This is a genomic window from Vibrio sp. 10N.286.52.C3 (genome assembly GCF_041468865.1).
In the GTDB taxonomy this organism is placed as follows: Bacteria; Pseudomonadota; Gammaproteobacteria; order Enterobacterales; family Vibrionaceae; genus Vibrio; species Vibrio crassostreae_C.
Genome location: NZ_JBFRJM010000036.1, coordinates 38,249 through 57,776, shown reverse-complemented (window position 1 = coordinate 57,776; position 19,528 = coordinate 38,249). Strand labels below are relative to the sequence as shown.

15 protein-coding genes are annotated in these 19,528 nt (G+C 44.5%); 9 read left to right on the top strand and 6 right to left on the bottom strand.

Features of this window, described 5'->3' with window-relative positions:
* Positions 1-47 precede the first annotated feature (47 nt).
* On the bottom strand, positions 48-1,631 hold the full coding sequence (locus AB4138_RS14605; RefSeq protein WP_009846736.1) for an ABC-F family ATPase: 1,584 nt from the start codon (positions 1,629-1,631) through the stop codon (positions 48-50).
* A gap of 462 nt (positions 1,632-2,093) precedes the next feature.
* On the opposite strand from AB4138_RS14605, the gene AB4138_RS14600 reads away from it, so the two are divergent.
* Together AB4138_RS14600 and AB4138_RS14595 are read left to right on the top strand one after the other, a co-directional pair.
* Positions 2,094-4,439, top strand: a complete 2,346-nt coding sequence (locus tag AB4138_RS14600; RefSeq protein ID WP_372306557.1) for an ATP-binding protein — start codon at positions 2,094-2,096, stop codon at positions 4,437-4,439.
* A 1-nt stretch (position 4,440) separates the two neighbouring features.
* Positions 4,441-5,328, top strand: coding sequence for a mechanosensitive ion channel family protein (locus AB4138_RS14595; protein WP_004733762.1), 888 nt, complete (start codon positions 4,441-4,443; stop codon positions 5,326-5,328).
* Positions 5,329-5,462: 134 nt separating this feature from the next.
* Here AB4138_RS14595 and AB4138_RS14590 read toward each other — a convergent pair whose 3' ends face one another.
* The 3 genes from AB4138_RS14590 to AB4138_RS14580 form a co-directional block, all read right to left on the bottom strand.
* A complete protein-coding gene (locus tag AB4138_RS14590; RefSeq protein ID WP_372306554.1) occupies positions 5,463-7,082 on the bottom strand; it encodes a methyl-accepting chemotaxis protein in 1,620 nt (539 codons plus the stop codon).
* Positions 7,083-7,368: 286 nt separating this feature from the next.
* Positions 7,369-9,396, bottom strand: a complete 2,028-nt coding sequence (locus AB4138_RS14585; RefSeq protein ID WP_017083659.1) for a cache domain-containing protein — start codon at positions 9,394-9,396, stop codon at positions 7,369-7,371.
* On the bottom strand, positions 9,386-10,849 hold the full coding sequence (locus AB4138_RS14580) for a sigma-54-dependent transcriptional regulator (protein WP_372306551.1): 1,464 nt from the start codon (positions 10,847-10,849) through the stop codon (positions 9,386-9,388). The genes AB4138_RS14585 and AB4138_RS14580 overlap by 11 nt, the downstream gene beginning before the upstream one ends.
* 302 nt (positions 10,850-11,151) lie before the next feature.
* Here AB4138_RS14580 and AB4138_RS14575 point away from each other — a divergent pair, with 302 nt between their 5' ends.
* From AB4138_RS14575 to AB4138_RS14550, 6 genes are all read left to right on the top strand, one after another.
* Positions 11,152-11,958 (top strand): substrate-binding domain-containing protein, encoded by an 807-nt coding sequence (locus AB4138_RS14575; protein WP_017059611.1) that lies wholly within the window; start codon positions 11,152-11,154, stop codon positions 11,956-11,958.
* 231 nt (positions 11,959-12,189) lie between these two features.
* Complete coding sequence (locus AB4138_RS14570; RefSeq protein ID WP_017068184.1) at positions 12,190-12,888, top strand: ABC transporter permease; 699 nt, start codon at positions 12,190-12,192, stop codon at positions 12,886-12,888.
* 10 nt (positions 12,889-12,898) lie between these two features.
* Positions 12,899-13,618 (top strand): energy-coupling factor ABC transporter ATP-binding protein, encoded by a 720-nt coding sequence (locus tag AB4138_RS14565; RefSeq protein WP_004733775.1) that lies wholly within the window; start codon positions 12,899-12,901, stop codon positions 13,616-13,618.
* On the top strand, positions 13,596-14,180 hold the full coding sequence (gene mobA / locus AB4138_RS14560) for a molybdenum cofactor guanylyltransferase MobA (protein WP_004733776.1): 585 nt from the start codon (positions 13,596-13,598) through the stop codon (positions 14,178-14,180). Before AB4138_RS14565 ends, mobA begins: the two co-directional genes overlap by 23 nt.
* A complete protein-coding gene (locus AB4138_RS14555; protein WP_372306547.1) occupies positions 14,180-15,997 on the top strand; it encodes a bifunctional molybdopterin-guanine dinucleotide biosynthesis adaptor protein MobB/molybdopterin molybdotransferase MoeA in 1,818 nt (605 codons plus the stop codon). The genes mobA and AB4138_RS14555 overlap by 1 nt, the downstream gene beginning before the upstream one ends.
* Before the next feature lie 282 nt (positions 15,998-16,279).
* Positions 16,280-16,546: a DUF2960 family protein gene (locus AB4138_RS14550; protein ID WP_017063882.1), complete on the top strand. Its 267-nt coding sequence runs from the start codon at positions 16,280-16,282 to the stop codon at positions 16,544-16,546.
* A 186-nt stretch (positions 16,547-16,732) separates the two neighbouring features.
* Here the strand turns inward: AB4138_RS14550 and nagK are convergent, their stop codons facing one another.
* Both nagK and AB4138_RS14540 read right to left on the bottom strand, forming a co-directional pair.
* Entirely contained in the window at positions 16,733-17,641 is a 909-nt protein-coding gene (nagK, locus tag AB4138_RS14545) for an N-acetylglucosamine kinase (protein WP_004733781.1), read from the bottom strand.
* A 163-nt stretch (positions 17,642-17,804) separates the two neighbouring features.
* Positions 17,805-18,551, bottom strand: a complete 747-nt coding sequence (locus AB4138_RS14540) for a tRNA-uridine aminocarboxypropyltransferase (RefSeq protein WP_080582212.1) — start codon at positions 18,549-18,551, stop codon at positions 17,805-17,807.
* A gap of 68 nt (positions 18,552-18,619) precedes the next feature.
* Here AB4138_RS14540 and AB4138_RS14535 point away from each other — a divergent pair, with 68 nt between their 5' ends.
* Positions 18,620-19,423 carry a sterol desaturase family protein gene (locus AB4138_RS14535; RefSeq protein WP_102320209.1) on the top strand — a complete coding sequence of 268 codons (804 nt, stop codon included), beginning with the start codon at positions 18,620-18,622 and terminating at the stop codon, positions 19,421-19,423.
* Positions 19,424-19,528: the final 105 nt, after the last annotated feature.

Genomic DNA, 19,528 nt, shown 5'->3' with positions numbered 1-19,528 from the left:
TCTTAAGATCCTGTCTATGATTACGTATTAGCTCTTGCTATACGGTATTAGCCGCGTGCTTTCAAGAACTCAGCGTAAGTACCGCGGAAATCGTTGATCTTGCCATCTTTGATTTCAAGGATACGAGTTGCAAGCGAGTCTACGAATACACGGTCGTGAGATACGAAGAACAATGTGCCTTTGTAGTTCTCAAGAGCCAAGTTAAGCGCTTCGATAGATTCCATATCCATGTGGTTTGTTGGCTCATCCATTAGCAGGATGTTTGGTTTATGCATCATGATCTTACCAAGAAGCATACGACCTTGCTCACCACCAGAGATAACCTTTACAGATTTCTTAATGTCGTCTTGACCAAATAGCATACGACCTAGGAAGCCACGAACAACTTGCTCGTCTTCGCCTTCTTGGCGCCATTGGCTCATCCAATCAAACAAGTTCATGTCTGTCTCGAAATCGTGTGCGTGATCTTGAGCGTAGTAACCGATGTTTGAGTTTTCAGACCACTTGTACTCACCTGTGCGAGGCTCAAGAGCGCCAGCTAGTGTGTTAAGTAGTGTTGTTTTACCCACACCGTTCTCACCGATGATAGCAACACGCTCACCTACTTCGAAAATACCGTCGAACTTGTTGTATAGGTCTTCTTCAAAACCTTGAGATAGGTTTTCAACCACAAGTGCGTTACGGAATAGCTCTTTAGACTGTTCGAAACGGATGAATGGGTTTTGACGGCTAGACGCTTTAACTTCGTCTAGTTGGATCTTATCGATCTGCTTAGCACGTGACGTTGCTTGCTTCGCTTTAGATGCGTTAGCAGAGAAACGAGATACGAACGTTTGAAGTTCAGCAATTTGTGCTTTCTTCTTAGCGTTGTCAGACAGTAGACGCTCACGAGCTTGAGTCGCAGCCGTCATGTACTCATCGTAGTTACCTGGGAATAGACGAAGTTCGCCGTAATCAAGGTCAGCCATGTGTGTACAAACAGAGTTTAGGAAGTGACGGTCGTGCGAAATGATGATCATTGTGCAGTTACGTTGGTTTAGCGTGTCTTCCAACCACTTGATGGTGTCCATGTCCAGGTTGTTCGTTGGTTCGTCAAGAAGCATGATATGCGGGTCTGCAAACAGTACTTGAGACAATAGAACACGAAGTTTCCAACCCGGTGCTACTTCGCTCATCAGACCGAAGTGCATTGATTCTTCAATACCTACCGCTAGAAGAAGCTCACCAGCTTTAGCTTCTGCCATGTAACCGTCCATTTCAGCGAACTGAACTTCAAGGTCAGCCACTTTCATGCCGTCTTCTTCGCTCATTTCTGGCAAAGAGTAAATGCGGTCACGCTCTTGCTTAATAGCCCAAAGCTCTTTGTGACCCATGATAACCGTGTCGATTACCGTGAATTCTTCGTAAGCAAACTGGTCTTGGTTTAGCTTAGCAACGCGCTCGTTTGGATCGTAGCTTACGTTACCAGCACTTGGCTCAAGTTCACCAGATAGGATCTTCATGAACGTCGATTTACCACAGCCATTCGCGCCGATTAAACCGTAGCGGTTGCCTTCGCCGAACTTAACTGAAATATTTTCGAAAAGTGGCTTAGCGCCGAATTGTTGGGTGATATTTGCTGTGGAGATCAATGCCATTACCTTTTTAATGTGAAAAACGCCGCAACGTTACTTGTTCAGGGCTTTAACTGCAAGTATTGATTGCAATTACTGGCCATTAAGTGAGTGATAACCTAGCCAAATCATAGTTTGAACTGACTCACATTTTTGGTTTTCTATTTATCGCCGTAAAACCGTCGATTTTAAGGAAAAACAAAATATCGAACAGCGCACCATAATGGGCGGTATATAACGTCCCAAATCATGCCAACCATTGAATATATCGTATGCTGATTGGTCACATTAAAAGCCAACCCGATCAACGCAACAGAAGACATAATAAAGATGCTCAAATACTAGCCTAATCCCTGACAATTTCATGACAAAATCGCTCGAAACAGGAATAAAGTACTCGCCCCCGACACGGGGTTGGATTTCACAAAGTCAGATTATCTAACTATAGTAATCCTAACCTCATAATTCTAAGAGACTTTTATGCGTTCACTATCGCGCTTCTTAATCCTCACTTTGGCCATTCTCTCTTGGCCTAGTCATGCCAACTTGGAATATGACTTACAATCTCAGCCGCAGGTATCCGATTCTGCTGTTGATCTCGATGATCGAATTGATTCGTTACCCGACCCCCTCTTTATGGAACCGTCGGACAGACGCCAAGTCAATATATTGCTCGCTGAAGTGCTACAAGTTCAAAAGCAGGAAATCAAAACCTTCGAGCAACAGATAAAAGCCTACAGAGCGAACAACGACGCCGATCAATGGTTTGCCGTTCAAACCAGTTACGTCACTTTGAATAGCTTGAATGTGAGCAAGCAACACCTGTTAGAGCAGACGAATTCCGCTAATAAAGAGCGCCTAACGGGTTTTGGCCCCTACGGCGTAACTCAATTTAAGCAAGAGTGGGAATTAACCAAGCTCAACATTGAGTATCTTGTTTACTTCCAAATTCGTAGTTTTAAAGCACTAGTTAAAGACATTTTTATTTCTCCAGTGCCTGTCATTTGGGCTTCTCTAAAGGTGCTGTTCATTTACTTCGGTTTAGTATGGTGGCTTGCCAACAGCACTCGCTTGATTGAGTTGTTTCGAGTTAACTTTCTCGAAGCGAAAACGAACCCTCCTTTTTTGGTTCGTGTGATTTGGTATATCAGCCGTGCTGAGCGTGCGATTGCTTGGTTAATCGCCATCACACTTTCTTTGAGAGTGCTTTCTAGCATCCCTAGCCTGCAGCACCTGATTTTCCTAGAGATATTCACGTGGTGGATTCTAGGCGGTTCGATTGCTATCAGCTTTATTCTTGAATTTGCGTATCGCTTAGGTCGCACATCAAATCAAGAAGTCATCGCGCTGAGACTATCGACTATTCGTCGCTATGTTTGGAGTATTATTGTTGCAGGTCTGACTTTGCAGATATCGAGCATCACACTGGGTAAAGGCACCATTTACAGCTGGATCTACAGTGCGCTGTTTTTCTGGTTTGTGCTGGTCACGATATCGGTACTGAGATTATGGAGAGCGAAAGTCTTCGATACGCTGCAACACATCTCTGATCGTCCGGTGTGGGTTAACTGGGCGGTAAACCGTAAGGAAACCTTCTTACTTAATATACTGGCGACGGCAATTGGAATCGTCTGGTTGAGTGTTTACAACTTCCAACATCGAATCATGGCATTGCTTTCTAGTTACACGTTGTTTAGTCAGGCCTTAGCTTATCTCTTTCGAATCGAAGTGGCTAAACAGTCGGATCTTGATAAAAACCAACAAAACTTGGTTCGAATCAAAGGAGACAAAACCTATGAGTACATTCTGCCGGGTAATATCGATAGCACCTTAATTGATTACGCAGGCGATGAGGTTAAGCAACTCTCTCGTTACTTGATGTCGGACAGCCCTGCTATTTGTATTGTTTCAGGTGAACGTGGTGTGGGCGCGACAACACTGCTCTATACCTTGCTGCATAAAGTATCCAACGCAGAGCCTGTTTACGTAAATTGCCCTTACGCGGGTTACCAAGAGTTGTTAGCGCATCTAGCTGTGAGCATCGGCTTGGAAGAAAAAGCGACTGAGATTCAGATCTTGGCGCACCTTCGTAAAAGCAAGACCACGTACTTGATTGCGATCGACAATGCACAGCGATTGGTTAAGCCAATGGTTGGCGGCCTGTCTGATTTGATCCGTTTAACCAACCTACTGCGTCGCTCTAAAAAGAACCACCGTATCGTGATTTCGATTGCTAAGTCGAGCTGGCGATTTGTCGATCGAGCGCGTGGTGAGCGTCTGCTGTTTGATTTGGTGTGTTTCCTACCTCGTTGGACAGAGAAACAAGTCGGTGAGCTTCTAAATAGCCGTATCAATACCGAACTTGAAAAGCCGTTATCGTTTGATGGTTTAGTTGTCCCTAAGCAGTGGGATCAAGATGACATGAGTGAAGAAGAACGCGCACGCCAAGGCTTCTATCGAATCTTGTGGCACTACTCTGATGGCAACCCTACCGTTGCGCTGCGATTCTTTAGGCTCTCTTTGAACCGCAATAAAGAGACAGATCAAGCCGTGGTACGTTTGTTCCATGTTCCTGAAGCGCAGGAACTCGAGAACATGCCGAAACCTATGTTGGCTGTACTTCGTTCTATCGTGCAATTGGAAATAGCTTCTCCGGAAGTGTTGTCTGAATGTACTCAGCTGAGCATTGCAGAGATAACCGGGATTCTACGTTATTTTGAAAGCCGTGGTTATATTGGTTGGCATGAAGAAAAGGCTCGAATTTCTGAGCACTGGTTCCGCCACATTACAAACGTTCTCGACCGTCAACATCTACTGGTGAAGTAAAATGAAGAAGTTATTTATCCTACTATTTGTTGGCTTGGCAAGTGCTGTCAGTTTCCCGACCTTTGCGACGGAAGAGTTAGCTAACGTAGAAAACATCTCAAAGATTGCGAGTTTGGTGCGTTGGAGCGGTGTGTTCTTCTCCATGATCGTTATTGCCGCAATGTGGTTGTTACTTAAGTTCATCAATTCGTTGGTGACCAGTTTTGGTAGTCAGTTCGTGCAATATCGAATGCTGCTACAGAAACTGCAGTCATTTACTCAGTTCTTTATTTACGTGAGCACCGGCCTTATTGTGTTCATGATGAGTTTTCGAATCAACGATCAAATACTGGCTTTGATTGGTGGTACCCTCGCCGTGTCGGTCGGCTTTGCGCTTAAAGACTTGGCTGCGTCATTCATTGCTGGTATCACGGTGATGATTGATAGACCTTTTCAAGTTGGTGACCGCGTCACGTTCGAAGGTAACTATGGCGACATCATTACCATTGGTTTGCGTTCTGTTCGAATGAGAACCCTGAACGACGACATTATCACGATCCCGAACAACAAGTTCTTAAACGAAGTAACGACCAGTGGTAACTATGGCGCGCTGGATATGCAGGTGGTGATTCCATTTTATGTCGGTATGAATGAAGACATCACCCTAGCCCGTGACTTGATTCAAGAAGCGGCGTCTTCAAGTCGTTACATCCACTTGCCGAAGCCTGTTACGGTTCTAGTCAAACAGACGATTACGGATAATTACTTAGCGATACAGTTAACTTGTAAGGCCTATGTGGTCGACACGGCGTATGAGAAGCTGTTTGAAACCGATATTACCTTGCGTGTGATGAAAGAGTTTAGAAAACACAATATCAACCCTCCGAAGATTTCAGTGACTGCACATTAACAAGATTGGCTTAACGCGCTTCTTTTTCTTAACGCTCTTCTTTTGTTGAGCAAGTTAACAATCCAGTCATCTACAAACAAAAACACCTCCGAACTTGTCTCAAGTGCGGAGGTGTTTTTTTATGAGGTTTTCGCTTAGACCTTAAAGTACTTTAACTGATCAGTAAGGTGTTCTGTAGTGTTGGCCATTTTCTGGCTATCCTCAGCTAACGACTGTGAAGCTTGCAGTACTTCGTTAGCCGCCAGATGAATCCCAGTGACACTTTCACTCATTTCGGTTGCTACCGTGCTTTGTTGCTCCGAGGCGGCGGCGATCTGCGCGACCATGTCGTTAGCGTTGTGAAGCTCATTCACAATCACATCCAGTTGTTGGCGAGTTTCGTTAGACGCGACAACACTGTGATCGACTTTCTCATTGCTGCTTTGCATTGCTTTAAAGGTACGCTCGGCTTGCTGAGTCAGTTTTTCAATCGTCGATTGAACTTCATTGGTTGAGTTTTGGGTGCGGCTTGCGAGGTTACGTACTTCATCTGCGACTACCGCGAACCCTCTTCCTTGCTCTCCTGCTCGGGCTGCTTCTATTGCCGCATTAAGCGCTAACAAGTTAGTTTGCTCAGAGACATCACGTATCACGCTCACCACTTGGCTTATCTCTGTGACACCAGATTGTAAGTCTCTGACGAGATCATTCGCGGTCGAAATGTTTTCTGAAACCTGAGATATGGTTTTAGACGTTACTTGCATGTTCTGGTCGTTCTGGTTTGCGTGTTCGACAACCTTATTGGTGCTAGCTGCAGTATTTTCGGCATTCACAGCGACATCAGAAATGGTGGCGCTCATCTCTGTCATTGCCGTCGATAGCAACTCAAGCTGTGCATGTTGTGAGTTAACACTGGTCGCAGCCTCTTCACTGGCTTGTGCAATGTGACTCGCCATGTTGCTGGATAAACCTGCTGATTCATTCGCTGTACGAAGCGTGCTTTGTAACTTGTTGAGCATGGTATCAATTTGATTACTCATATCGCCCAGTTCATCTTTGCGTGTCATGTTCATGCGTACACGAAGATCCCCATCTGCAATCTTATGGGTGTTGTCGATAAGCTTGTTAAGTGGCACAAGGATATTGTTAGAAATCGCGTAGCCCATAGCAAATAACAGGCCTGATAATACAACCGCGACCAGTCCCTCTTTGAGCGCTAGTGCATAGAAAGCGTCTTGAATATCCGCAACTAAGATTCCCGAGCCAACAATCCAATTCCACTCAGGGAATAGCTGTACATATGAGATCTTGTCTTTGAGTTCACCTTGCGGGCTCATCCATTGATAATCAAGAAACCCTTTCTCCTCTGGGGTACGTGAAATGGTAACCATCTCACGCCAGTGGTGTTTACCTGCACCATCTTTAAAGTTACCTGCGTTCTTGCCATTGAGTTCAGGTTTTAATGGATGGATAACAACGTTGAGTTGTTGGTTTAAGATCCAGAAATAATTGGTGGTGTCGTAACGAAGCGTTTCAATTGCTTGCAGCGCTTGTTTCTTTGCTACTTCTTCACCGAGCACGTTACGTTGGCTGTAATAGTAACTCGCTAAGCTGACCGCGGCTTCGACTTGAGCACTGAGTTTATCTTGGCGCTCTTGCATTGAGCTTTCACGTTGTTGCATTAGGTTGAAAGATGACGCCATTACCAATAGAACAACCGATAAAATGACGATGGAGATAAGTTTTGATTTAATAGAGAGATTACTTAATTTCATAGCTGACTGACTTTATTATATTTTTTGATTATGAATTTGGGGTCAATGTATCAAAAATCCGTACAGTTCAGATGATATGCATCAAGATCAAAAGATATACACTGTGTTACATATTCAAAAAGAGGTACTCGTCAAACAGTCAGAGGTTGAGATTTAGTTGGCGATAGTTTAGTAGTGCAGGATTTTCGTGCTTGGGCTGAAACGTTCATGTAACAGCCCAAGCGCAGTAGAGATATTATCGGGTGATAATATGGTTGGATTCGATTCGAGCTTAAAGCTAAAAAAATTATAGGTTTGAGACCAATAACTGTGGTGTCGCTTTTTGCTGAAGATAGATACTAAAGCGGCTTCCCTTGCCTACTTCTGATTCGACACGTATCTCTCCGCCCGTTTGGCTCAAGATACTTTGAGATACTGACAAGCCTAAGCCTGTACCGTCACGTTTGGTGGTGTAGAACGGTGAAAAGATGCGTTTCAATTGTTCTTCTTTGATACCGCACCCTTCATCTTCAACATGAACGATTGCACCATGAGACACGCCATTCTCTACCCAGTCTTCACTTGAGATAGTTAATGTGCCCTGTCCGTCCATGGCATGAATCGCGTTCATCTGTAGGTTAACCAAAATCTGCAAAAGTTGGTTTCGGTTAACTTCCACAGACGTTTTAGCATGCAGTTGTGAGACGTAGACAATGCCTTTCTTTTTCGCGCCTGTTTTTACGAGCGTAATACTTTCATCCACTATTGGATTGATATGTTGCCACGTAATTTCGTCTTGTACGCCGCCATGACGGCTATATTGAAGCAGGCTTCGTGTGATGTTTCGGATTCGGTCAATCTGCTCCATGATCGCGTGGACTTCTTCGTCTACACGAGCGACTTCGTCACCGAGTTCAAACTTCATCAACTCTACATTGCCAAGAATCACCGCCGTCGGGTTATTAATCTCATGGGCAATGCCCGCTGTTAATTCGCCTAGCGCGGCTAACTTTTCGTTGACCACCAGCTTGTCTCGAGCTTGGTTTAATAGTTTGATATGCAGTTCGAGTTCTTCGGTTTTCTCTTTCAAGCTAGCAGTACGAGAATGAACCTTACATTCGAGTTCAGACGCAGCTTGTTGAATCTCTTGATTACGTTCATGCAGCAAATCTAACATCTTGTCGAATTGCTTAGCGAGCAAAGTGAGTTCGTGTTGATCGTTTAAACCCAGAGTGCCAATTCGCTTGTCTTGCCCCATCTGCACTAGCTTCACCACTTTGTGAATGCGTTCAATTGGGTTAAAAAGATCACGCGCGCCACGGTGAACGATCAAACCAGAAGCCAGTAGCAACAACACAATCGTAATACTGATTTCACCAAGGTTGGTTAAGTATGTTTCCACTAATGGCCAAATCAAATAACCGGTATAGAGCATACCTATGACGTTATCGAATTGGTCATGAATCGGTTGATACGCAGTGATGTACCAAGCGTCGTAAACATACGCTCTATCTAGCCACTCTTTGCCTTCATTCAATACTTTAGAATGAACCTCGTGAGAAACACGAGTACCAATTGCGCGCCCTGCACTTTCTTCGCTGCTCAACGGTACATTAGTGCTGACACGTAGGTCATCAAGAAACACAGTAACGGTGCCAATACGACGATTGAACCCCTCGCGTTGCGGATAAATGAGGTTGCTGATCTGATCAACCAACTGTGTGCTGTTATTTAGGAGTATCCCGCCATCAAGAAAACCAATCACGTGATCATTCTTGTCACGAATCGACACAACGGTACGGCTAACTAAACCCCGAGTTTCAACATTTTGACTATTGAGCATTGGGACTTCGGCTTGCCTGGCAAGGTTTTGGTCTAAATCGTTGAGTTCGTTTTGGCTCAATACACTAAAGAACGATTCTTTGTGTGTCAGGTTGAGGTATTCAAGCTTTTTCTCCATGCTCTCGACGCTGCGCCAGCGTAGAAAATCGAGTTCATAGCGAGATTTGTTTTCAGAAACCCAACGTGTGAGCTCTTCTTTCGAAATATCACTCGTGAGTTTGATTCGGAAGTTGTAAGACTCGGCAAATGCTTGAACGTTATAGGCCTGTTGGTTCTGAATTAGATGGATACTGTTGTCGGCAACATCCAAACGCTCATCGACATCAATCAGAGCACCCTGCCACGTGTAATGTACTGACCAATACAGTGTTATAGCGACAAGCGCACATAAGGTAAGAATGATGGGAGCGGATGTTAGAAATAGCAGGCGATAACGCACCATGGTTTTGAACCGGAACGCCCACTTTGTCCACCAATGACGTCTAATCGGCATATTCAGAGCCTTCTGTGTTCCACTCTTTGTACTTACGCTCTAGTGTTTTACGTGCCACACCGAGATCTCTCGCAGCTGCAGACTTATTGCCATCATGGAAACTCACCAGTTGTTCTATGTGAGATTTTTCTACTTCTTTGAGTGTCCAGGTGTTCGGGTAACCCTCAGCTGCGTCTACATTATTCAAGTTTGGTATTTCTGCTCCATGTGACACCGTCACTGAAATGCTGGTTGGGGCTGGATCACCATTAATTTCGCGCCAATAGTGTGCTGGTGGCTTGTCTAAAAGAATGCATCTTTCGACTAGGTTCTTAAGTTCGCGAATATTTCCCGGCCATTCGTATTCATTCATTGCCAAGATATCTTCATGTGCCCAGTTTGGAACCGGCATACCCAGTTCACTTGATAAAAGACGAGTGAAGTATGGAACAAGCTCTATCAGATCAGACGGTCGTTCTCTCAATGGCACAACATCAATCTTAAGTACATTGAGTCGGTAGAACAGATCGCGACGGAAGTGGCCTTTATCGACCTCTTCTTGAAGGTTTCGGTTTGTTGCTGCGACGACACGTACATCGACAGCGATCTCTTTCTCACTGCCAACTGGACGAATAGTACGTTGCTCTAACACACGTAACAGCGCTGCTTGCATTGGCAGTGGCATTTCACCTATTTCATCAAGGAACAAGGTGCCACCACTTGCGACTCTGAACAGACCTTCACGGTTTTTCTTCGCGCCGGTAAATGCGCCAGAGGTATGCCCGAATAGCTCACTTTCCAGAAGTTCAGGCGCAATCGCTCCACAGTTGATTGGCACGAATGGCCCTGTTCGTTTGCTAGCTTCATGTACACCACGAGCAACTAACTCTTTACCCGTACCTGACTCACCTTCTATAAGAACTGATGCTCTCGACGGTGCAAATTGACTGATCAGCAATTTAAGCTGTTTAGTCTTGTCTGAATTGCCGATCAATTCGGTCTTGATATGACGGCTAACATCACGCTTCAACGCATACTGCATTCTTTGGTCAAGGCGCTTGTCCATACAACGCAGAACCGCTTGTATCATTTGTTCGAGGTTGAATGGCTTAAGAATAAAATCTGAAGCACCAAGCTTAAGCGCAGATATCGTCATCTCTAAATCAGCATAACCTGTCATGAAAATCACATCGGCACGTTTGTCGTTGTCGTTAAACGCCTCTTCCCACTCAATACCAGACCGACCTGGCAGATTGATATCAAGAACAATGAGATCAAAATGCTCGCTCGAACGCAGTATTTCGGCTTCTTCAACCGACCCCGCACTCGATACCTTGCCAAAGAACTTACCCAGTGCTTTCTTTAAGATAGCCTGCATACCCAATTCATCATCGACCACCAAGACGGAAAACGCCTGATACTGAGTCAATGTGTTCGGGTTGAGATTGGATGCAGATGAACTAGGTAAAGACATAATGATTAGCCGGTGAGAAAAGTTGGGACAGAGTGTACCAATTAACCTTTTCTCCAACAGGGACAATGTGCGACATTTTGTCCTAGCTCATGTTTTGATTCATTTTAACGGGGTAAAAGACTCAGTTTTGTCCGAAATAACAGCAATTTAAAGAAATCTGATGCATTATTTGTTGGCATTAAGATTGCTTATAAGGTGTAGATTTCTAATTACAACAATTAGCGTCTTATGCACATGCCCTCTTTGAGCCCTTTAAAATTGAAGGCATGTCATTCATTTATAACAGAATGGACATAATAATAATGAAAGCAATTCCCCTAACTATTGCAGCTCTATCTATCGTCAGTTACACGGCTAGCAGCGCGGAAGACACCACTCATATTAAGTTGGCGACAACCACAAGTACTTATCACTCTGGTCTACTGGACTACTTATTGCCTGAGTTCGAAAAAGATTCTGGTATCAAGGTTGATGTTCTAGCTGCGGGTACCGGTAAATCACTTCGCATGGGCGAAAATGGTGATGTTGATTTGGTAATGACTCACGCACCAAAAGCTGAAGCGAATTTCGTAGAAAAAGGCTACGGCGTTTTACCTCGTAAGCTGATGTACAACGACTTTGTGATTGTGGGCCCTCAAAGTGACCCAGCAAAAATTGAATCTCAAAAAGCAGTGGCAGATGTGTTCAAAGCGATCGCGACTAATAACGTGACGTTTGTGTCTCGTGGCGACGACTCTGGTACTCATAAGAAAGAGATGGGCATTTGGGCGCAAACTAAAATTGAACCAAACTTTGGTGGTTACCGCAGTGTTGGTCAAGGCATGGGCCCTACTCTGAACATGGCGTCAGAGATGCAAGGCTACACCATGACAGACCGTGGTACTTGGTTGGCTTACCAAAATAAACTGGATCTAAAAATCCTTTTCCAAGGTGACAAGAACCTCTTCAACCCTTACCAAGTGATTCTTGTTAACCCAGAACGCTACCCGAGCATCAACTACCAAGCTGCGAAAGTATTCAGTGATTGGCTGGTTAACCCTAAAGGTCAGAAACTGATTAACGACTTTAAACTGCACGGCAAACAGCTGTTTGTTGCGAGCGCAGAATAGTTGGTTGTAAGCGCAGAGTAGTTGGTTGTAAGAAATGAGTCGTTGCTTGTAAGTAAAGCGTAGCGTTGAAGGTGTAGTCAAAACCAACAAGCACTACACTTAGCTAAACAGTTAACGAAACACTCTTAAAAACAATAGCTGGCCAATTCAAGCTCAAATAGTTTGTGTCAGCTATGATTAACATCAGTCATTACCGATAAAGATCTATTATCGATTCACACGAGATACTTCATGACCCTATGGCAAACAACGATTGATGCAATGAACCTACTAGTGAGTTTTGACCACGAATTGTGGAAAATCGTCGCGGTATCCTTCAGCGTATCTTTGTCCGCCATCTCATTAGTGATTGTTCCTGCAATCCTTATGGCTTTCTTATTGGCTTATACTGAGTTCCCCGGGAAGTGGGCATTGTTATCGGTGATCAACACCCTGCAAGCTATCCCAACCGTGGTTATCGGTTTGTTGATGTACATGATGCTCTCTCGTTCTGGCCCACTCGGTGATTGGGAATTACTGTTCACCCAAAAGGCGATGATTCTAGGTCAGATGCTGATCTGTTTCCCAATCCTAGTCGCGATGATGCACGGCGCTCTCCAAGCCAGTGACCGCCGAGCGGTTGAAACGGCGCGCACGCTTGGCGTATCAACGACTCGTGTGGCGTGTACGTTAATTTGGGAAACGCGCTTCCCTCTTTTAGCTGCAACTATCGCTGCCTTCTCTCGTATCGTCACTGAGGTTGGTTGTTCAATGATGGTCGGTGGCAACATTATGGGGATGACAAGAAACATCCCAACAGCTATCGCTATGGAAAGCCACAAAGGCGCATTCGCTCAAGGCGTCGCCCTCGGTATGGTGTTATTAGCATTGGCATTAGCCCTTAACTTTTTCCTTTCCAGTGTGAGAGGAAAAGGCTATTTAAGAACTTAGGAACGCTGTCATGAGTATAAAAATAACAACGCAGCAAATTTCAATGCGCTACAAAGAGCGTGTTTTGTTCCATATTCCCGAATTGTCGATCGGCCCCAACGATGCCATTTATCTCAAAGGAGATAATGGTGTGGGTAAAACGACCCTACTTAAAATATTGTCTGGATTGATTCAGCCAAGCTCTGGCCGCATTCAGTCTCCAACACAAAGCTGGCAGCAGATCTTATTCCCTAGGCTCAAGTTCAAAGACATTATCTACCTGCATCAAACCCCCTATCTTTTTGATGGTTCGGTGTACCAAAATGTCGCTTATGGCATTCGCTTTAACAAAGAGAGCCAAAAAGATAAGCGAGCTCAAATAATTAATGCGCTGAGAATGGTAGGTTTAGAAACCTTGGCAGATGAACACATTTCTGTGTTGTCTGGGGGTGAGCGTCAACGCGTTGCAATGGCACGAGCCTGGATTCTTAAGCCGTCAATCTTGCTTATGGATGAACCAAGTGCCTCTTTAGACAAAGAATCTATTGAAAGATTGGTGATAATGGCCGAAGATCTTCTTCAAAGAGGCGCGAGTTTAGTTATCACGAGTCACCAAACTAACGCGTTAACCGACTTATGTAAGAAGCAATGGTGGATCAAAGACAATACTTTGACCGAATCGCCGCTTCTGCAAGTTATTCAGAAAGATAAAGCACAAGAGAATATTTATGCTGCTTCCAACGCAAACTAGTTGGGTTATTTTGGCTGGCGGACAGGCCAGCCGCATGGGCGGAAAAGATAAAGGACTTGTTGAGCTCAACGGTTCTCCGCTTATTCAATACGTTATAAACAAGCTGTCACAGCAAGATGTCAGCATCACCATCAATGCCAACCGTAACTTAGACAGTTACCAAGCATTTGCTCCGGTTGTTTCCGATTCCTTCCCTGACTATCCAGGTCCATTGGGCGGCATTCATGCTGGCCTTAAAAACGCGAGTACAGACTGGGTCGGCTTTGTCCCTTGCGACAGCCCACAAATCAGTGACGACCTTGTTGAGCGTTTTTGTTCTGCAGTTAAAGAAGACAGCGACATTCTTGTCGCGCATGATGGCGAATTTAAGCAACCTGTATTCACCCTATTCCACAAACGTGTTCTGCCAAAGCTAGAAGCGTTTTTGGAGCGTGGTGATCGTAAAATCATCTTGCTATACAAAGAATGTGTCACGGAATATGTCGATTTTAGCGATTCTCCTAACTGCTTTGTTAATCTGAACACGCCAGAAGAACTCACCCAATTCGGAACGCTTCAATAATGAAAGATTCAAAACAACGCCCTAACCTTCCTTTATTGGGCTTTGCTGCTTATAGCGGTACAGGCAAAACGACCGTACTTGAAGCTCTGCTTCCGCTGTTGACTGATGCGGGTTTAAAAGTGGGTGTTCTTAAACATGCTCACCACGATTTTGATGTCGATAAGCCGGGTAAAGACAGTTACCGCTTACGTAAAGCGGGCGCGAATCAAATGTTGATCGCTTCTCGTAACCGTCACGTGATGATGACAGAAACGCCAGAAGCCGAAGCTGATTTTGATTACCTTCTGACACGTTTCGATACCAACACGCTTGATCTGATTTTGGTCGAAGGCTGCAAGAACATTGCTTTCCCTAAAATTGAATTGCACAGAGATGAAGTCGGTAAACCTTGGTTATACCCGAACGATGACAACATTATTGCCATTGCTGCAGACAGCCAAGTGGAATCCGAGCTGCCACAAATGGCGATCAGTGACTTAGAAGCGATTCGTGATTTCATTATTGAATATGCTCAGTCGTTTGACGGTTCCTCGAAAATAAGCGAAACCGCTTCTTGTTCGTCTTCAAAAGACAACACGCCCGCAGTGTGTTGTGATTCGTTCTCTCCTGCAGGTTTAACCGTTACTCAAGGCCAACAAAAGATTGTTGATAGCATTGACGCGCTCGATCTCACAGAGAGTGTTGAACTATTGCAGGGCTACGGTCGTGTTTTGGCTGAAGATATAATCTCGCCAATCAATGTGCCTCAAAACACCAACTCAGCAATGGACGGCTACGCAATTCGTAGTGAAGATTTAGAACTGGATAGTTACCAACTGGTTGCTGAAGTTATGGCTGGTCACAGCTACGAGCAAACTGTTCAACAAGGTGAAGCCGTTAAGATCATGACGGGTGCACCAATGCCTGAAGGCGTTGATGTTGTTGTGATGCGCGAACAAGCCGTCCAAGATGGCGATAAGGTTAGCTTCCCAGGTGCGAAAATCTCAATTGGACAAAATGTCCGTATGGCTGGTGAAGATTTAGAAATCGGCCAACCTGTCTTTACTCGTGGTACACGCATCGAAGCACCTGAAATGGGCATGATGGCGTCGTTAGGTTTTGGTACCTGCCCTGTCCTGCGTAAAGTTAAAGTGGGTGTGTTCTCCACGGGTGACGAAGTTCAAGCTCCGGGCAGCGAGCAAAAACCAAACTCTATCTACGACTCGAACCGTTTTACTATCATCGGCATGCTTCAAAAGCTGGGCTGTGACATCGTTGATTACGGCATCATTGAAGATGATGAACAGAAGATGATGGATATTCTGCATTCAGCGTCGCTTGAAACCGATATGGTTCTGACTTCTGGTGGCGTGTCTGTCGGTGATGCGGATTACATCAAGCTTGCGTTAGATAAGCTAGGTGAAATCAACTTCTGGCGTATCAATATGCGTCCGGGTCGCCCACTGGCTTACGGCAAAATTGAAAACAAACCTTTCTTCGGTTTACCGGGTAACCCTGTTGCCGTGATGGTGTCGTTTATCAACTTTGTAGAACCAGCGATCCGTAAGCTACAAGGTCAAACCAACTGGACACCAGTTAAAGCGAACGCGGTAGCGACCGAACAATTACGTTCTCGTCAAGGTCGTACTGAGTTCAGCCGTGGTGTGTTCTCAATGAACGAATCAGGCGTACTTGAAGTGAAAACAAGCGGTAAGCAAGGTTCAGGTATTTTACGTTCAATGAGCGAAGCGAACTGCTTAATCGAAATCTCGCCAGCGGTTGATACGGTGAAAGTTGGCGAGACAGTGACGATCATTCCGCTACAAGGTCGCGTTTGATTCAAAGCTCAAACACCTAAATTGACTTGGCCGCTTTTTAATTGACTTAGAAGCTCTTTGCCAAAACATAGATGAAGCCCCTTTTATCGAGCTTTCGATGTTATGGGGCTTTCTTTTCTGTTCGTTTTGTAAAAGACAACCTGTTCGTTCCTTAAAAGACGAAAAGCTTAAATAGCGATAAGCCTGAAGAACGATAATCTTAAGATTTTTTATCATAACCTTGAGCCACGTACTGTTTTTATGTAGAGTGCGCGCAAAGTAATAATTCTATTGGAGAGCATCATGGCTCGTACCATTCTGTACACTTACAAAGACGAAGACAAAGAGTTACTGTTTTCGAAACAAGAACACCGCACGATCCAAGAAGCTGTTGCTGCAGCTGAAGGCATCGATATCTCTGAGTATCTAAAAACTGAGCAACAGCTTGAGTTGATTTCTGATACTAAAGCGGTTCGCAACTACCAAGACAACTACTTCCGCAAGCTTGGCTTTACTAAGCTTACGTTGAAGCAAAAAGACAATCTTGGTGTTGGTAAAAAGAAGAAGTAAGCCCTCTGGCTCTTTTGCTTGATATGTCGCTTCTGGCTTTTCGTTTGTAATTAAGATCTAAGCTCTTAGAGCTAAAGAAACGAAAACACTGAACTATAAAAAATGCCGCAACCTCGAAAGAGATTGCGGCATTTTTATTTATGCTTTTAACTATCTAACCTTAATTAGCTTAACGGTAAGTGACGATTACTTAATGTTAAGGAATGCTGCGCCACGAACGCCGCCTGAATCACCGTGCTTCGCTTTGATGATTTTTGGACATTTCGCTACAGACAATAGGTATTTAGGAACACGCTTTGGCATCTCTTCGTAGATAAGTTCAAAGTTTGAAAGTCCACCACCCAGTGCTACAACATGCGGGTCAAGTGCAGTAAATAGGTTTGCGAAACAGATAGCCAATAGCTCCATGAAACGGTCAACGTGCTCAGCTGCTTTTGCTTCGCCTTCGTTGTACGCTTGGATGATTTCAATCGCTTTCTTTTTCTCACCGAAGTAGTGCTCATAAATCAGTTCAAAGCCGCGACCAGATAGGTAGCTGTCTAAACAACCTTTCTTGCCACAACCACAGCCTAGTAACGGTGCGTTGTCGCCAAGGTGGAACCATGCATCAATAGGAAGACGCATATGGCCGAGCTCGCCAGCAACGTGGTTACGTCCTGAGAATACTTTGCCATCAAAAACCAAACCACCACCAAAACCAGTACCTAAAATTAGGCCCGCTACTGATGGTTCATCTTTCAATTCATCATCCCACGCTTCAGACAGCGCAAAACAGTTCGCATCGTTCTCGATTTTAACACTACGACCAATCAGCGCTTCTAAGTCTTTGCGTAATGGCTTACCTGTTGAAGCCGGTACGTTAACAACGAGCATAGTGCCGTCGTCCGCATCTTCCATACCAGGAAGACCAAGGCCAATTTTGCCTTCGCAAGAGAATTCGCTATCGTATTTTTTTACCAAACCGGCAATCGTATCAAGTAGCAGTTGATAATCTTCAGTAGGCGTTGGTACGCGTTCGGTTGCTACTCGCTCAAGTTTTTCATTGAACGCACCAAACTCAATTTTTGTGCCGCCAACATCAAAGCCGTAATACATGAAATCTCTCCAATTTTTCCCTAAATTCGGGCAAATAAATTTTTTAAATTAAACAACTAGGAAGCATTATCCATAACACTCCCCCTACAAACCGTGATAGATAACAAACTTATCTCGTGTTCGAATCTGTTTGAACAACAAGTCAGCACAAAGCGGTTAAAGGTTAGAGTGACGTCTCATTTTTAGTGTGCTCTATGAAAGCGTTCAGGCTTGGTTTGGTTGGATCGGACTTATAACGCGTCTTACTTAGCATATAGCTTTCGCGAAATGTCTCAAACCATAGCTGTAAAGTCTTAGCGCCCTGCTCTTCACCGGCTTGTTTCAAAACTAAGCTCGCTACTTCTGCAGTCGAGAGATGTTGTTCGTTGTCTGACTTACGCATCATGTATTGCGAAACCGATTCTGGTTCGATCGACAACACCGGTAAGTCTTGCAGATACTCTGAACGACGGAAAATACGTCGTGCTTCACGCCAACTACCATCAATAAAGATCAGCAGCAACGTCTTGTTCGAATCTCGCATTTCAGCAAGATCTGCAACCACACGCGATTTGTCATCGGTATAATCTTCAGGAAAGACCACGACTGGCTGATATTTATCGTCTTTCAGCACATCAAGCATCTCTTGATTCGGTTCAGTGCGGTGCCAAAGGTAGGCATAGCTGTCTTTAACGGTATCAAGGATTAAACGGCCGGTATTACTTGGTTTGAGTATTTCGTTGTCCGATAAGATCAACATGGTCGCGACGTTCGTATTTACGTCTGGTTGATGTTCACAGATACAGCTGTCTTGTTTGATTTTACAGAACTGACATCGAACCACTTTACACCCGCGCGCGTTAAACGGCTTGGTAGAAAGAGACAAACGGTGTTGATATAAACGGTGAAAAGCGTGGATTCTCATGGACAATAACGATAAATCTAGAAAAGTGGCACGATTGTACTTACAGTGTCCCTAGAATGATAGAAGGAATTCCCATGCAAGACCCATCACTGCTCCGCCTTGTTTGTTTTATTGTCGTTTTCGGACTGTGTGCGCTTTGGGAATACCGTTTTCCACGTAAAGCACTGACTCAAAGCAAATGGTTTCGCTGGGGAAACAACTTTGCGTTAGTCGCTTTGAACAGCTTTCTATTGGCCACTATAATTCCTATCGCAGCATTTCAAGCGGCGGTTATCGCACAAGAAAACCAATGGGGTCTGTTCAATACCCTGTCACTTCCGAAAGAATTGACCATTCTGATCTGTGTATTGCTCTTGGATTGTGCCATTTACCTACAGCACTTGGTGTTTCACCGTGTTCCTTGGTTGTGGAAGCTACATCGAGTTCACCATGCGGATCTAGATATCGATGTCACTACCGGAACGCGCTTTCACCCTATTGAGATGATTCTTTCAATGCTCATCAAGGTGAGTTTGGTGATCGCACTTGGTGTGCCTGTCATTGCTGTCGTGATCTTTGAAATTGTTCTTAATGCGAGCGCGATGTTTAACCATAGCAATGCACGTCTTCCGCTATGGTTCGATAAACGATTGAGAAAAGTGATTGTGACACCAGACATGCACCGCGTTCATCACTCAGTCATTGTTAAGGAAACGCACTCAAACTTTGGCTTCTTTTTATCAGTGTGGGACATCTGGTTTAAGACTTACCGCGCCCAACCCAAGCTTGGTCATGACAAGGTGCATATTGGTGTTCCCGAGATTCAAGATGGTAAAGAGCAACGGCTAGATTTAATGTTACGTCAGCCATTTGCACGATTCCCGACAACGAAAGATTAAGTTCGAATTCAGTTGAGTCTCAAGCTTATATTGAGACCAACCTTAGCTTAATACCAAAGTTATCTTAATCCGAAAACAAAACGCCCTTAGATTCTTGTGAGAACT

What these genes read in the sequence shown, in the direction of transcription:
- AB4138_RS14600 (WP_372306557.1), top strand. Translation starts at nt 2,094, where the DNA reads ATGCGTTCACTATCGCGCTTCTTAATCCTCACTTTGGCCATTCTCTCT.
- AB4138_RS14595 (WP_004733762.1), top strand. Translation starts at nt 4,441, where the DNA reads ATGAAGAAGTTATTTATCCTACTATTTGTTGGCTTGGCAAGTGCTGTC.
- AB4138_RS14590 (WP_372306554.1), bottom strand. Translation starts at nt 7,082, where the DNA reads ATGAAATTAAGTAATCTCTCTATTAAATCAAAACTTATCTCCATCGTC.
- AB4138_RS14585 (WP_017083659.1), bottom strand. Translation starts at nt 9,396, where the DNA reads ATGCCGATTAGACGTCATTGGTGGACAAAGTGGGCGTTCCGGTTCAAA.
- AB4138_RS14580 (WP_372306551.1), bottom strand. Translation starts at nt 10,849, where the DNA reads ATGTCTTTACCTAGTTCATCTGCATCCAATCTCAACCCGAACACATTG.
- AB4138_RS14575 (WP_017059611.1), top strand. Translation starts at nt 11,152, where the DNA reads ATGAAAGCAATTCCCCTAACTATTGCAGCTCTATCTATCGTCAGTTAC.
- AB4138_RS14570 (WP_017068184.1), top strand. Translation starts at nt 12,190, where the DNA reads ATGACCCTATGGCAAACAACGATTGATGCAATGAACCTACTAGTGAGT.
- AB4138_RS14565 (WP_004733775.1), top strand. Translation starts at nt 12,899, where the DNA reads ATGAGTATAAAAATAACAACGCAGCAAATTTCAATGCGCTACAAAGAG.
- mobA (WP_004733776.1), top strand. Translation starts at nt 13,596, where the DNA reads ATGCTGCTTCCAACGCAAACTAGTTGGGTTATTTTGGCTGGCGGACAG.
- AB4138_RS14555 (WP_372306547.1), top strand. Translation starts at nt 14,180, where the DNA reads ATGAAAGATTCAAAACAACGCCCTAACCTTCCTTTATTGGGCTTTGCT.
- AB4138_RS14550 (WP_017063882.1), top strand. Translation starts at nt 16,280, where the DNA reads ATGGCTCGTACCATTCTGTACACTTACAAAGACGAAGACAAAGAGTTA.
- nagK (WP_004733781.1), bottom strand. Translation starts at nt 17,641, where the DNA reads ATGTATTACGGCTTTGATGTTGGCGGCACAAAAATTGAGTTTGGTGCG.
- AB4138_RS14535 (WP_102320209.1), top strand. Translation starts at nt 18,620, where the DNA reads ATGCAAGACCCATCACTGCTCCGCCTTGTTTGTTTTATTGTCGTTTTC.